This is a genomic window from Roseivirga sp. UBA838, from assembly GCF_002296035.1.
GTDB classification, from domain to species: domain Bacteria; phylum Bacteroidota; class Bacteroidia; order Cytophagales; family Cyclobacteriaceae; genus Roseivirga; species Roseivirga thermotolerans.
Genome location: NZ_DBHC01000049.1, coordinates 1 through 14,185, shown reverse-complemented (window position 1 = coordinate 14,185; position 14,185 = coordinate 1). Strand labels below are relative to the sequence as shown.

Annotated in this window: 12 protein-coding genes; 10 read left to right on the top strand and 2 right to left on the bottom strand. The window is 44.2% G+C overall.

The annotated features are described in order from the left end of the window. The first annotated feature begins 121 nt into the window (after positions 1-121). From B3O12_RS17575 to B3O12_RS17545, 7 genes are all read left to right on the top strand, one after another. Complete coding sequence (locus B3O12_RS17575; protein WP_286748230.1) at positions 122-1,300, top strand: glycosyltransferase family 2 protein; 1,179 nt, start codon at positions 122-124, stop codon at positions 1,298-1,300. Beyond that, positions 1,297-1,443 (top strand): hypothetical protein, encoded by a 147-nt coding sequence (locus tag B3O12_RS17570; RefSeq protein ID WP_189631338.1) that lies wholly within the window; start codon positions 1,297-1,299, stop codon positions 1,441-1,443. Before B3O12_RS17575 ends, B3O12_RS17570 begins: the two co-directional genes overlap by 4 nt. Position 1,444: 1 nt before the next feature. After that, on the top strand, positions 1,445-2,605 hold the full coding sequence (locus B3O12_RS17565) for a glycosyltransferase family 4 protein (RefSeq protein WP_286757260.1): 1,161 nt from the start codon (positions 1,445-1,447) through the stop codon (positions 2,603-2,605). Then, positions 2,602-3,891, top strand: coding sequence for a polysaccharide biosynthesis C-terminal domain-containing protein (locus B3O12_RS17560; RefSeq protein ID WP_286757259.1), 1,290 nt, complete (start codon positions 2,602-2,604; stop codon positions 3,889-3,891). The genes B3O12_RS17565 and B3O12_RS17560 overlap by 4 nt, the downstream gene beginning before the upstream one ends. Next, positions 3,882-4,697 carry an SAM-dependent methyltransferase gene (locus B3O12_RS17555; RefSeq protein ID WP_286757258.1) on the top strand — a complete coding sequence of 272 codons (816 nt, stop codon included), beginning with the start codon at positions 3,882-3,884 and terminating at the stop codon, positions 4,695-4,697. Before B3O12_RS17560 ends, B3O12_RS17555 begins: the two co-directional genes overlap by 10 nt. Beyond that, a complete protein-coding gene (locus B3O12_RS17550) occupies positions 4,685-5,563 on the top strand; it encodes a glycosyltransferase family 2 protein (RefSeq protein ID WP_189631342.1) in 879 nt (292 codons plus the stop codon). Before B3O12_RS17555 ends, B3O12_RS17550 begins: the two co-directional genes overlap by 13 nt. Positions 5,564-5,650: 87 nt before the next feature. Next, the gene (locus tag B3O12_RS17545) at positions 5,651-6,838 is read left to right on the top strand and encodes a glycosyltransferase family 2 protein (RefSeq protein ID WP_286757257.1); all 1,188 of its coding nucleotides are present in this window, start codon (positions 5,651-5,653) and stop codon (positions 6,836-6,838) included. Here the strand turns inward: B3O12_RS17545 and B3O12_RS17540 are convergent. Both B3O12_RS17540 and B3O12_RS17535 read right to left on the bottom strand, forming a co-directional pair. Continuing rightward, positions 6,812-7,540: a LytR/AlgR family response regulator transcription factor gene (locus B3O12_RS17540; protein ID WP_189631344.1), complete on the bottom strand. Its 729-nt coding sequence runs from the start codon at positions 7,538-7,540 to the stop codon at positions 6,812-6,814. The genes B3O12_RS17545 and B3O12_RS17540 overlap by 27 nt on opposite strands. A 52-nt stretch (positions 7,541-7,592) precedes the next feature. Further along, positions 7,593-10,802: a PAS domain S-box protein gene (locus tag B3O12_RS17535; protein ID WP_286757256.1), complete on the bottom strand. Its 3,210-nt coding sequence runs from the start codon at positions 10,800-10,802 to the stop codon at positions 7,593-7,595. Between the two features lie 141 nt (positions 10,803-10,943). On the opposite strand from B3O12_RS17535, the gene B3O12_RS17530 reads away from it, so the two are divergent. The 3 genes from B3O12_RS17530 (at position 10,944) to B3O12_RS17520 (ending at position 14,150) form a co-directional block, all read left to right on the top strand. Next, positions 10,944-12,857 (top strand): M14 family metallopeptidase, encoded by a 1,914-nt coding sequence (locus tag B3O12_RS17530; RefSeq protein WP_286757255.1) that lies wholly within the window; start codon positions 10,944-10,946, stop codon positions 12,855-12,857. Between the two features lie 161 nt (positions 12,858-13,018). Beyond that, entirely contained in the window at positions 13,019-13,558 is a 540-nt protein-coding gene (locus B3O12_RS17525; protein ID WP_189631346.1) for an acyl-CoA thioesterase, read from the top strand. A gap of 49 nt (positions 13,559-13,607) precedes the next feature. After that, on the top strand, positions 13,608-14,150 hold the full coding sequence (locus B3O12_RS17520; protein WP_286757254.1) for a hypothetical protein: 543 nt from the start codon (positions 13,608-13,610) through the stop codon (positions 14,148-14,150). Positions 14,151-14,185: the final 35 nt, after the last annotated feature.

The following is a 14,185-nucleotide window of genomic DNA, read 5'->3' as shown; positions in this document are numbered from 1 at the left end:
TTCGTACATCGAACTCAGGTTAATCTAAGCACTCATTTCATTCATCGTTGATTTCCTGCCATTCACCTTATAATTCCGGAAGGGAGCTTTGGTGGAGGTAGATTTGAATAAACATCGAAACATGAAAACTCTAGCCCAAATCATCATCGCGTTTCCAGTAGCTTACCTGGTGGTAGCTAGCCTTTACCAACTCATTCTGGCCATTGCCAGCACATTTAAGACTGCAAGAGTGGTGGTTAAAGAAGAGGGCCTGAGCAAGTTTCTGATTCTGGTACCTGCTTATAAAGAAGATCAGGTAATTCAGCAGACTGTTAAATTGAACCTCCAACACAGATACGAGTATCCCAAAGAGCACTTCGACCTGGTAGTAATTGCCGATCAGCTGCAACCGGAAACTCATACGGCCCTGGAACAAATGGGCGCTAAGGTTCACGCAGTATCATTCGATAAAAGCACGAAAGTAAAGTCGCTGCAGAGCGCCATGAACCACTACAAAAACGGTTATGATGCCGTGGTAGTACTCGATGCGGACAATGTGATGGAAAGAGGCTTCTTATTCAAAGCCAATCGCCTGATGAAGTCCGGTTTGAGAGCTGTTCAGGGATTGCGCAAAGCAGCCAACAGCAATACTTCTACTGCATTGATGGACGGCTTGTCTGAAACGGCCAACACGGCTATGCTATGCCAGGGAGCTAATAATTTAGGGCTTTCCTCTAAGCTATCCGGTTCGGCTATGGTATTCGACTATAGCTTGTTCGACACAGTAATAGCTCAGTGCAAGGCCATTGGCGGCTTTGATAAAGAAATGGAGCTTATCCTTACCAAAGGTGGTGAGTTCATCCATTACTCTGAGCAGATTTCGGTTTTAGACCAGAAAGTTTCATCTACTGAAGCCTTTACTCGTCAGAGAGGGCGATGGCTCGAGGCTCAGTACACCTATTTCAAGAGATCGATTAGGGAGAGCATGGTGCAACTGGCAAAGGGCAACTTCGACTTTTTCCATAAAGTTATGCAGTTGGCGCTACCCCCGCGTGCGGTAGCTCCCTTTGCCATCACTTTGTTTGCACTTACCGGACTGCTATTAAAAAGTCAGGTGCTTTTTGTAGCCAGCACCGGAGCACTGCTAGCCCTTATTATAGCTTACCTGTTGGTGCTTCCTACTCAAGCACTTCTCAGAGAGTCTTTTCGCATCGCGTTCAGCCTTCCCAAAATTGGCTGGGCAGCTTTCAAGGCTCTTTTACTTATGCAGAAATCCAAAAAGGAATTCATTCACACTGAACACCAAATTTTAGAACTATGATTTTTCAAGGAATGCCCTGGCCGGCCGTATTGCCAATTGCAATTCTAGCCATGATTTACGCCATTAACCTAGCTAAAAAACACGAGAAGACAGTTGTGAAAGACAAACTGGACGGTCTCAAAGACAAGAAAAACAACCATTAAGATGAAAGCACATTCCACCCTTCATATACTACTCATCTGCAAGACACTTCCCTGGCAGTTTAAAGGGGGTATTCAAACCCACACCTGGGAGCTGGCCAGAAGCCTTGCAAGCAAAGGACACCAGGTGTCTATTCTGAACGGTGGAAGCTTTCGGAAGAGAACCAAGGTTGAGGAAAAAGAAGGCATCCGGATTATTGAGGTGCCTTACTTTCCCGGCCGATACATAAAACCAATTTCGTTGATAGCCGAAGAGCTGTCATTCAACTGGTCGGTTCTTCATTGGGTTAGAAAAAACCACATGAAGTTCGATATCATTCACGCTCAGGGCCGAAGCGGCTACCTGCTAAGTTTCTATTCTAAGATTCATCATAGGCTCGTGAACACTGTACATGGCCTCATCGATATAGAAAACAAAGGCAAGAAGTGGTATCACATCAACCACCAGTTACACCATACCTTCACCCGAAGAATGGAAAAAAGGCTTTACAACAGCGCAGCAGGATTGGTAGCTGTTAGCGAGGCCTTAAAGCAAGAAATCTATGAACGCAGACCTACGGGAAAATCAATCAACGTGATTACCAATGGCGTGAGCAGTCAGTGGTCAGACTCCAAAAGCGATCTGGCCGGAGTGGCTAAGTTTCTCTTTGTGGGCAGACTACATCCTGTAAAAGGCATTAGCAAAATTGTGGAAGTGATGGACCAGGCCGCAGACCATGTGCAACTGGACATTATTGGCAATGGCAGCGAGCGTGTGCGCATAGAGCAAATTATTAAATCCAAGAAGTTAGAAAGTAGAGTCAGACTGCTCGGGGAGTACAGCAATGATAAAATTCATGAAGTACTCCCCTATTACACCGCGCTGATTTTACCTAGTCAATATGAAACACAGGGCATTGTATTGCTTGAGGCCAACTCGGAGTCTATACCCGTAATAGCCTCAGATCTGCCGGCCATTCGTGAAACCATAGAAAATGGAGAAAACGGCATACTCTGTCCTGATCATAACCCTAAAGCCTTTATTGAGGCCATGAATTACATGGCCGAAAACCGGGAGCTTGCCAAAGCCATGGGCATTAAAGGACGTACAAGGGTTAAAGCCCGCTTTACCTGGGAAAAAATTGCCGAAAGAACAGAAACCCTCTACCGAAGCATTGCCCAATGAAATCGTTAAAACAAGATTTGGGCAGAACTTTCTATTCCTTTGCAGGACAAATCTCCTTTCTGCTTAGCAACTTTATTCTGTTTCTCTACCTAGCCAAACGCTACGACCAGGCCTCTTTTGGCCACTGGGCTATATTCATTACCACAGTGTCCATACTAGATGGCTTAAGGCAGGGCTTTACCCAAAACGGACTGGCTCGGCTTATCATCCGGCAGCCCGACAATCGGGAGATTAGAAGTACAAGCCTCTTGCTCAACTATGCCATAGTAGCTCTCACCAGTCTTTTTCTGGTGGTTTTCTCTCTGTGGTCGGCTCCTGAGCTTAGTATACTGTATATCAATGGGTTTAAAGCCTTGTTGGTACTAGCTACTATACAATTTCTCAATTCAGTAAACCAGGCACAGCAAAAGTTTAAGAAGTACTTTATCACCAACTTCATCTACCTTATTTCCTTTATAGCGGTACTGTCTGCTCAGCTGATAGTAGCCGGACAACCCAGCCTCACCCGACTGATAGACATTATGTTTCTTTCGGTGTTGCCGGTAACCATACTGGCCGTTGTTCAAGGCGAATTTAGGCTGGTAAGGCCACTAAAGAGTACGGCCATGGAGCTTATTCACTTCGGCAAATACTCCTCTGGTACTAATCTGCTCTCACTGCTTTTTCAGCGGGTAGACTTACTCATGATTAACTACTTTATGGATCCTACAGCCGTAGCGATTTTCCATTTTGCCAATAAAATAATAGGTTATGCCGAACTCCCCCTGCAGGCCATTTCACAAGTCATTTATCCTAAAATTGCAGCCAGTTATCTTCAGTCGGGAGGCATTCATCTTAAAAAAACCTACGGCAACTCTATTCTGTGGTTATTAGCCTTTATACTACCGACTACGCTTATTGTGCTACTCTTTAATAAAACCATAATAACCATCATAGGATCAGAAAGTTATCTTTCAGCCTCCGGTATAATAATCATTCTGGCAACCGCTACACTATTTAAACCGTGGGGCCGCGTTTTTGGCCTTACGCTGGATGCCGTTGGTAAACCAAGAGTAAATTTTCTGATGCTGGTTTTTAGCCTGGCGGTCAACGTAGTAATGAATTGGTTGCTGATTCCTGCTTTTGGTGTACAGGGAGCAGCTACGGCCACCGCTTCCAGTGTTATTGTAACCATCATTATAGGTCAGTTAAACATTAAAAGAACGCTTGCCATACACCCTATCAAAGAGTTTGTTGTGGCAGCCAAATCATTAACACATCTAAATGCTTTGAAGAAATGGAGCTAACCTTTGGTACATCGCAGATATTCACCAGCGAACGCATGAAAAGCCAACCCAAACTAGCCAGGCTGTTTAAATCGGTCTTTGGCTATACCAACGTGGGCAACTATGCGCGGTTTACCATTTTCAAGAAACTAATGAAACACATAGACCTGCCTCAAAATGCTAAAATACTAGATTTGGGTGCCGGCTATGGTGAGTATAGCTTTAGTCTGGCCAAAGCTCTTCCCAAGGCTAAAATTCATAGCCTCGATGTAGACAAGGAGCGCATTGCCACACTCAACGAAGCCATAAAAGCTAGTGGAACAAACAACATTACCACACATTGTACCTACACGGAACAATTGGAAGAAAGAGAGTTCGACTTCATATTTTCTATCGATGTTTTCGAGCATATCACTCCGAAAGAAATGCCTTTTAAAGCAGCTTATGACAGGCTAAAGCCCGGAGGCTACTTTATGGTGAAAATTCCTAATAAACACCAACGAACCCTATTGCCCGAGCGATACTTTGAAGAGCACCATGAGTGGCTCGAAGAAGAGCACGTTGGCCAAGTATATAATCTGGAAGACCTCTGGAAACGATTCATTGGTGAGGGTTTTCGTGTGGTACACGGCTCGTACTCTGACGGTTGGTTCTCACGCCTGGGTTGGGAAGCAGCCTATCTGGGCAAGAAAGCAGGCCTGCTCGGTCAGGTTTTGAGCTTGCCATTTGCTAAACTATGTATCAAAATAGATCGCCTGGTACACGGCAATTCCTGGGGAAATGCCATTCAGGTAATCGGAATAAAAGAACCATCATGTCAGCCTTAGTCTCTATAATCACCGTAAACTACAAGCAGGCGCAGGTAACCTGCGAACTGCTCGAATCCATTGGCAAATTGGCCTACAATGCGCTAGAAGTTATTGTGGTAGACAATGGTCAGTCGGGAGACGATACATCTTTATATCAATCGGTATTACCCAATGTGAGGGTCATCAACTCATCGGAAAATATTGGTTTTGCCGGAGGTAATAATTTGGGTATTCAAGCAGCAACAGGCGAGTTTCTATTTTTGGTGAACAACGATACGGAACTAGACAATGGCCTCATAGAATCTCTGCTAACCCATTTTGAAGACGATCATGTGGGGGCTGTCTCTCCTATTTTAAAATATTACGATCACCCCGACCAGATTCAGTTTGCGGGCTTCACAGAGATTAATCCTATTACCGGCCGCAATGAGCTGGTGAGAAAAGCTAAGTCGAGCTACCCCTACTGTACCCCATACTTCCATGGAGCGGCTGTTATGCTCCGAAGATCTGTGGTAGACCAATGCGGGCTTATGCCCGAAGAATTCTTTCTTTACTATGAAGAGTTGGAGTGGTCTCGAATTATACGTTCTCATGGTTTTGAGCTACTGGTTGACCCTACGGTGCATGTGCTACACAAAGAGTCGATAAGCACGGGTAAAAACAGTCCGTTAAAACTCTATTACCAAACCCGAAACAGGTTGCATTTTATGCGAAGAAACGGTTTTAAGAACTGGACGCTCTTCATGCTTTTCTTCATGTTTCTTTCTACCCCAAAGCAACTTGTCCGCTCGCTTCTCTCCAGAGAATGGGCTCACCTGAGCGCCTTTTCCAAAGCCTGGACCGATGGGCTATTGCACAAGCGCTTTGGTTTCAGACCGCTCTAAGCAACTCATCGAAGGATTCCGTTCATTCATCGAAATCTCCCCTCCCAATTCACTGAAATTGAGCTAATTCAAAGAAAAACCACGACCATGGAAATTCTTTTTTGGATCAGCATTTTCATCATCTTCTATGTCTTTATTGGCTATGGCATAGTAATTAGTGTACTGGCCAAGTTTAAAGCAAGCGACACACCGGTTGCTTTGGAAGATGAAGACCTTCCGCATGTTACCTTATTGGTTGCAGCTTATAACGAAGAAGATATTATTGATGAAAAGATCAGCAACTGTCTGGCACTAGACTACCCAAAGGAGAAGTTACACATTGCCATGGTTACGGATGGTTCTACAGACAATACCAATCACTTAATTGAACAACACTCTTCTATTACCCTGCATTATACACCACAACGAGCCGGCAAAATTGCAGCTGTTAATCGTGTAATGCCTACAATTGACACCCCTATTACCATTTTCTCTGACGCCAACGTGATGATTAATGCACAAGGACTAAGGGAATTGGTAAAGCATTTCCAGAACAACAGGGTAGCCGCTGTTTCAGGAGAAAAAACAGTACTGAGCCAAAAAGCCGATGGGGCAAGTAGCTCCGGTGAAGGTTTCTATTGGAAATATGAGTCTTACCTAAAAAAGAAGGATGCTGAATGGAATTCGCTGGTTGGTTCGGCCGGAGAGTTGTTTGCCATTAGAACACACCTCTACGAGCCTATAGATACCAATACGTTGATCGAAGACTTTGTACTTACCATGACTTTGGCTGCTAAAGGATATAAGGTTGCCTATGAACCAAAAGCACTGGCCCTGGAAACGGGCTCGGCCAATATGGAAGAAGAAACAAAAAGGAAGGTAAGAATTTCTGCTGGTGGCATTCAGGCGGTCATCAAACTACTGCCACTACTTAATCTGATGAGATACGGAAAGTTGAGCTTTCAGTACATATCGCACCGGGTTTTGCGTTGGACACTCATGCCTTTAGCCCTATTGGGAGCTACTCTGGCTGTACCTTTTTTGGCCATTGCCAATGGCATCTACCTAATTCCGGCCATTGCCTGTTTGCTGATTTATGCACTGGCGGCCATGGGCTATCTCATGCGCAATAACCCCACGCGTATCAAAGCCCTGTATATTCCCTACTATTTTCTCTACATGCACTACTGTGTGGTGCTGGGCTGGAAAAAATATTTTACCGGACAGCAAAAAGTAACTTGGGAGAAGGCCAAAAGAGCCAACCTGCCTTTACAACAGGTTGAGTCTCTTAATTAAAGCTTCTTTGTTAGAGCGTGAAATAGGAATTACCTTATTGTCAATTAGCAAATTAGACTCTTCAATGTCTATTATTTTGCTGAGGTTAATGACATAGGAACGGTGCACTTTGGCAAAGTTATGCGGAGTTAGACGGTCTTCTACCCGCTTCATTGTGGTGTGTACAATGTGCCCCTTCTCTTTGGTCTTAAACAAGGCATAGTCGCCCTTAGCCTCTACATAAAGAATATCGTCAATCTTTACCTTAATGAGTTTAGAGTCCACTTTCAGGTATATACTATCTTGAATTACCTTAGACATAGTGGAAGCAGATTCGGCCTTTTTTAACCGATCGAAAGCGGCCATAGCCACTTCAATAGCGGCATTGATGTCTTTTACACCATAGGGTTTAACTAAATAGCCGAAGGGGCCTTTTTCTTTAGCCCTGGTAATGGTTTCATTGTCTGCAAAAGCAGTGGTAAAGATGAAAGGGATTTCGAAGTTCTGATTCAGCAGCTCTGCCAACTGCACACCGTCTATATCGCCTCCAATCTGAATATCGAGCAAGGCCAGGTCGGGCACAGTCTCATTACATATAGCAATGGCGGTCTCTGCGCTTTCTGCAACTCCAAGAACTTCATGATTAAGTACGGCTATAATATCCTGAACGCTCTCCGCGATCATGGGATCGTCTTCTACAATTAGAATTTTCAACTGACTCATTAACTTTTTTTGAACAATTTAATAATTCAGATGAGCAAATTCATGAATTCACCTAAGATAAAGGTAATTCAACTGTAAATTCTGAGCCCTTATTCTCTTCGCTATCCACGGTAATGGTTCCTCCGTGCAGCTCAGTGAACTCTTTTACAATGGATAGGCCTAGGCCGGTACCTTGAATATTTTTAACATTGGTAGCTCTGTAAAAAGAACCGAATAGTCCTTTTAGATCTTTTTGTGGAATGCCTATGCCGTAGTCTTTTATTGAAACCTTTACGCTCTTAAGCTCATTAAAAGCCACCTGAACCTCAGGAGCCTCACTATTTGGAGAGTACTTAAGGGCATTGGAAAGCAGATTAGAAAACACATGCTCCATCAGTGAGGAGTCTATAGATACCTCTCTTGGCACACCTACTACTTCCATCTTAATCTTTCTTCCTTTACTATCGGCTTCGGAATGCTTATTCACCAGGCGCTCAACAAATTGCACCAGGTCGGTAGACGATTTCTTCATATTAATGCGGCCTGCCTCAATTTTGCCCAGCATAAGAATGTCGTTCATTAGAGAGGTAACCCTGTTCAAATCGCCATCTATACGATCGAGAAATTTCTTGTATCGAGGGAAATCGTCAGGGTGCTGGCCTTCTAACTGAAAGCTGATCAGGTCTGCATTCTGTTTTATGGTAGTAAGGGGTGTTCTAAACTCGTGGGAGGTCATGGATACAAATCTGGACTTTAGTTCATTGAGCTCACGCTCTTTTTCCAGCGCTTTTTGCATCTCTTCCTGCACCTGCTTTTGTATGGTTATATCACTCAGGAAGGCCGTAAAGGTAAAGTAGCCTTTATTTTCAACCGGAATAATAGCCATGGCCACCGGAAACTCCTCTCCATTTTTTCTGAGAGCAGTAATCTCAATTTTCTGATTTAAAACCGGACCTTCTCCTGTTTTAAAGAAATGCTGCATGCCCCGCTTGTGCGCCTCTCGGTGTATTGGAGGAATAATAGTTTCCAAAAGGGTTTTTCCTAAAGCCTCATCGGCCGAAAAACCAAAGATAGACTCTGCCTGCCTGTTCCATTCGGTAATAACTCCTTCTCTATCTATAGTAATTACCGCATCAATGGCGTTGTGTAATATTTTTCTGAGCTTTTGTTCGCTCTCAATAAGTTCTTTTTCTGCCTTTTCCTGCTTCTTCTTGGCAATGGCATTCTTTAGTCGGTTAGAAGCCAGGTTAGCAATGGTGGTTAGGGTATGCAAATGCTCCTGATTGAAGAAGTTACGCTGCCGGTGCTCGGAATCAATAACTCCAATTACCTCTCCATCGGCAATAATAGGTACCGTAATTTCCGAGAAGCGCACCGCATCGTCTACAATGTAGCGACCGTCTTTGCTGGTATCGTTCACAATCTCTGCGATTCCCGTTTGAGCAACAGCACCTACAATTCCTTCACCAATTTCTATGGATATGGGGTCTAGAACTTTTCTGGTTTTGGATTGCTTGGCGCCATAAGCGGCCACCTGATCCAGTTTACCCGATTCATCATTTTTCAAGTAAATGACACAATCTTCATAACCGAATTTCTCAATCACATTCTCCGCGATCTCCCAGGAAATTTCCTGAATGGAGTCATCTGATAACAAGCTGGTTACAAACCCGTTAATAGCACTCAGATGCTTTTGATTACGCTCTAATTCTTTATTCTTTCTAGCCAAAGCGCGTTGCTCTGCCTCTAGTTTTTCCTGATTTTCAATGAGCGTGAGCGTATATCCCATCCACTTAGAAAAAAGCTCAACAAACTCAAGATCGTAGGTATCGAACTCTTCTTTGCGGGCCTTGGTAGAGGTAAAATTGATAGTCCCTCTTTTTTCTCCGTTTACTCGATAGGCAATGCCAATGTAAGACTCTACACCAAAAAGTTCGTGGCAGGGATGATCGTAGTACTTAGACTCGCTCACATCTTTCATAAAGAGGATGTCATCTTTTTTGATGACTATATCGCAGAAAGTATCGCCCAGCTTAAACTTATCGCCAATGTTGAGCCCGGTATCGTCTGTGTTGGAGTAGAACTGTTTAATCTCATAAGAGGCGCCATTTATTTCACTAATTATGGCAAGGTCTAAGCCCAGGTACTCGGTGGCTATTTTAAGCCCCTGATCGATTTGCGAAACAGAAGAAAGGCTCAGGTTTGACGTTACCGAGTTAATGGCCTCCAGTCCGTTTTTGTACTTGCTTAGTTTCGCTTTGGTTTCTTTAAGTTCCTCTTCGGCCAGCTTACGATTGGTGATATCCATGTGAATACCAATGGATCCGCGAATGGAACCATCTACATTGTAAATGGGAGCTCCGCTAATCATTGCCCACCTGTATGAGCCATCTTTGTGTTTTAGCGGTATCTCATAGACACTGGCACTACCTTTGGATCGCTTATGCTGTTGAGAGGCTATAATCTTTCGTGCCTCTTCGTCTACCAGAAACTCCGTAGCCACTTTGCCTATCAATTCTTCAGGAGTATAACCTGTTATTTCTGTCATTACCGGATTGGCAAAAACAATTTTCTGGTTCAGGTCAACTTCCATGAGGCCATACTGAAGATTCTGTATTATGCCCCTATATTTTTCTTCCGATTGCTTAAGAGCCAATCGGTTATAATAACTCTCCGTGATATCGCGCCCCACTCCCAGAAAACCCATAATCTGAAAGGCGTTTTCCAACAACTGCACATTGAGCCCAATCCAAAACTGTTCTCCGTTTTTAGTAATAATGGGCAGTTCCTTATAAGTAGATTTTTCGCGGGTGCTGGCCTGCTTGCGGTAGAATTGCTGAGCCTCTTCGCGGTATTCGGGATGAATAAGCTCCAGGTATGATTTACCAATTATTTCATTGCGTTCGTAGCCTGTTACTTTTAAGGTCTTGGGGTTAACATAAGTAAAGTCTCCGGCTGCATCGGTCTCATATATAATCTCATTGGCTGCTTCTACAATGAGTTTGTATTTTTCACCATCTTGGGGGCCTTGGCTCATGGGGTTTTCCTCAATCAAAAATTGTAGTGTGTAGGACTGATCGGAAATTAAAACGCGATAATCGATATCGCAACCAAAAACCTTTAAACTTGCTATACGCTCCTGCTGGCCGTTAGTCAAAAAACCGGACACCAGTTTGGCTCGTTCAGAGGCCTTTTTTCGTTCAAAAAAACCGTAAAGCTCTTTTGAAACAAGGGAAGCTTTGAGAATTTCCCCCTTCTTATTTATGGTTATACTAGGTTTCATGAGGTTAAATGCTCTGTAAGCAACAACTATTTCATGAATTTTCCGGAGCTCATTCGATGAGTCGACATCAACCATCGATGAATGACAATATTCTTCGATCAGTTGAATATTCTTATCTTCCCCTTTCAACCAAATGATCTTATGAAATCAATTACTACGCTATTTCTAAGTTTGCTGATTATGGCTCCCTTACAGGCCTTTCAGGTAAGATCTCTGAACCCTGAGACCTGGCCGGAATCTGACAATGACACTACCTACTACACTGTGAAAGGTGAAAGGCACGGAGTGAGTTTTTTCAGACAACACCGCCACCCCGAGGTGCAGTATGAACCGCTCAAACAGCTCGACTTTGAGAGTTATCATACGGTAGATGTGATGTACTACTGGTACAAGCTGTGGGCAGAAAAGTATCCGGACATTGTAGACCTCTACGAGGTGGGCAAAAGTTTTGAGGGCCGCCCGATTCTGCAAATGACCGTTACCAACAAAAAAACCGGCAAAGACACCGATAAACCGGCAGCCTTTTTTGAAGGCGGACGTCATAGCGGTGAGATTACCAGCAGCGAGTCCATTCTCTGGCTCACCCGGCACCTTCTGGAAAATTACGGGGTGGATGAGGCCATTACCCACCTTATTGACACCAAAGCCATTTACCTGAGACCACAAAACAACCCCGATGGCAGCAACCTCTACTTGCATACGGCTCAAAGAAACCGAAGCAGCGTAAGGCCGCATGATAATGACCGGGATGGCTTGTTAGATGAAGACGATGAAGAAGACCTGGACGGTGATGGTATCATTTATCAAATTAGGGTAAAGGCCAAAGAAGGCGAAGAGGGTACACATATAATTGACCCCAGAGATCCTAAGGGCCGTTTGATGAAGCGGGTACAAGAAGGTGGAGACTACTTTGTTTATTCGGAAGGCATTGATAATGATGGAGATGGTCGGTTCAATGAAGATGGAATAGGTGGATTGGATTTGCACAGAAACTACCCGGAAAACTGGAGGCCTGATGTGGGTGGCGATGCCACAGGAAGAGGTTATACTCAGTATGGAGCCGGGGCCTACCCTACTTCAGAACCTGAGTCTCGTTACACCGTGCTTTGGGCCCTTTCACACCCTAATATTTCCGTTGTGAATTCTATGGACACCCGCGTGCCCATGCACCTGAGACCTCCCAGTACTTCGAAAAGCGAAGAACGCATGTATCCTGAAGATCTGGAACTCTATAAAAAGTACGACAGCCTTGGCCTTACCATTACCAATTACCCCTGGGCAGGCGATGTGTACGAAACCTACGCCACCCGCTACAAAGTGAATCGCACTACCGGAGACCCTCTAAAACCCAGCCCACTGTTTGGCCATGGCCCAGACTTCGGCTATTTCTACTACGGTTCTATTTGGTATGGAGATGAACTGTGGAATAACGGAGCCATGAAAGACTATGACAACGATGGTGTTTATGATGATTATGATGCCTTGCGGTGGGACGATGAGGAAAATGGTGGCAGAGGATTCAGAGAATGGGAGCCATTTGTTCACCCCACTCTTGGCGAGGTAGAAATAGGCGGTTTTCATCCTAAGTTCTTTAGCCAAAACGGCCCACCCTGGCAACTGGAGCGATGGGCTAAAAAGCAGGCACTCTTTAACCTGGCAATGGCCATGGAACTGCCGCTTATAGAGCTAAATGATGTGACGGTTGAAAAGAAAAACAGAAACACCTACAGAGTAACAGTTAAGTTTACCAATGTGGGCCAGCTACCAACCGCTCTAAAGCAAGCCCAGTTGGTTAAGATTGTGAGAGAAGACCGGGTACAACTTCAGTTTAACGGAGAACTGTTAAAAGGTGGAGATGAGGCCAAACTTAAGATAGTATCTCCCACCCTGGCCGATAAAACCATTTATCTCGATCGTACCCTTCCCGGAGAAACCAAAGAAGCCGTTTTCGAAATTGAGCTAAACGGTATAGAGGGTGCAAAAGGCAAAGTAAGAGTACTTTCAACCCGCGGAGGCTTCATAGAGAGAGACTTACAGATTGGAAAATCGAATTGAACAAACTTCCACAGACAATAACCGGACAATAGATGTCTGGTTATTGTTTATTTATATTAACATATGTTAATTATTACATACATATTATATTCTAAATAATCCCATTCAATCTCTGCACACTTACCCTTTCTTTTCTATTTTTGCACCTCACAAAATAAACTATGGCCAAGAAAGCAAAAAAATCGAGTGAGTCGTGCGTAACCATGACAGAGTTGGTGCTACCCAACGACACCAACACACTCAATAACCTGATGGGAGGCAAACTCATGCACTGGATGGATGTAGTTTCTGCCATTGCTGCTCAAAAACATTCTAACCGAATAGTGGTAACTGCTTCGGCCGATAATATTTCTTTTAAACACCCCATTCAGCTGGGCGATGTGGTAACACTGAAAGCTAAAGTAACCAGGGCTTTTAGTAGCTCTATGGAAGTATATGTAGAGGTATTCGCTGAAAACATTCCTTCAGGCACCAAGTTTAAAAGCCACAGTGCCTTCTTCACATTTGTGGCTGTAGACCAAGGCGGTCGTCCGATCGATGTGCCTGAGCTGATGCCTGAAACAGATGAGGAGAAAGAGTTGTACGAGGGAGCTTTGAGAAGACGCCAGTTGCGTCTGGTTTTGGCCAAACGAATGAAGCCTGAAGAAGCTACCGAGCTAAAGAGCATATTCTTTGATAAAACCATTGGCAAAGCTGAATAATTGAAGTCTCTCCATTGGTAGCCATGGCCTGAAATTGTAACTTTGGCTTATGTCTGATGCTGCTTTTCTCAAGGAACTTATTCAGGAACCTGTTTATCTGGTAAAGGGTGCCGAAGCCGATAGGGCTTCGATTGCCCCTACCCCAAGCCCTGCTGTTTATGCCGAGGAACAACCTGTTTCAGTAGCCGAAGAGCCTAAAGCAGAAATAAAACTAAAGGCATTGAGCACCTCTGGCAATAACCTAAAGGCCTGTATCATTCTGGTAAATTGGGCAAATGAGGCACTCACAGAAGAAAAAGAACTGCTGCTTAAAATATTGGGTTCGGTTAAACGATCGGAAGACGATGTGCTATTGGTGCACGCCAAAAATGCCACTGGAGAGCAAATTGAGGCAATTCTTGCTGAGCACAAACACAAGCAACTGATAGATTTTGGGACAAACACCTGTGCTCCATTACAATCACTTGCCCTCTATTCTCCTCAATCTGAGGGTCCGAGAAAAATGCTACGTGCCGATGCGCTTAGTGAAATTGCCAGTGATGTAGAAAAGAAAAAGAGCCTTTGGAAGGCTCTTCAACAAATGTTTCTTTAAAGCCACCTGAGTTCGATGTAAGTAAGTAGAAAAAT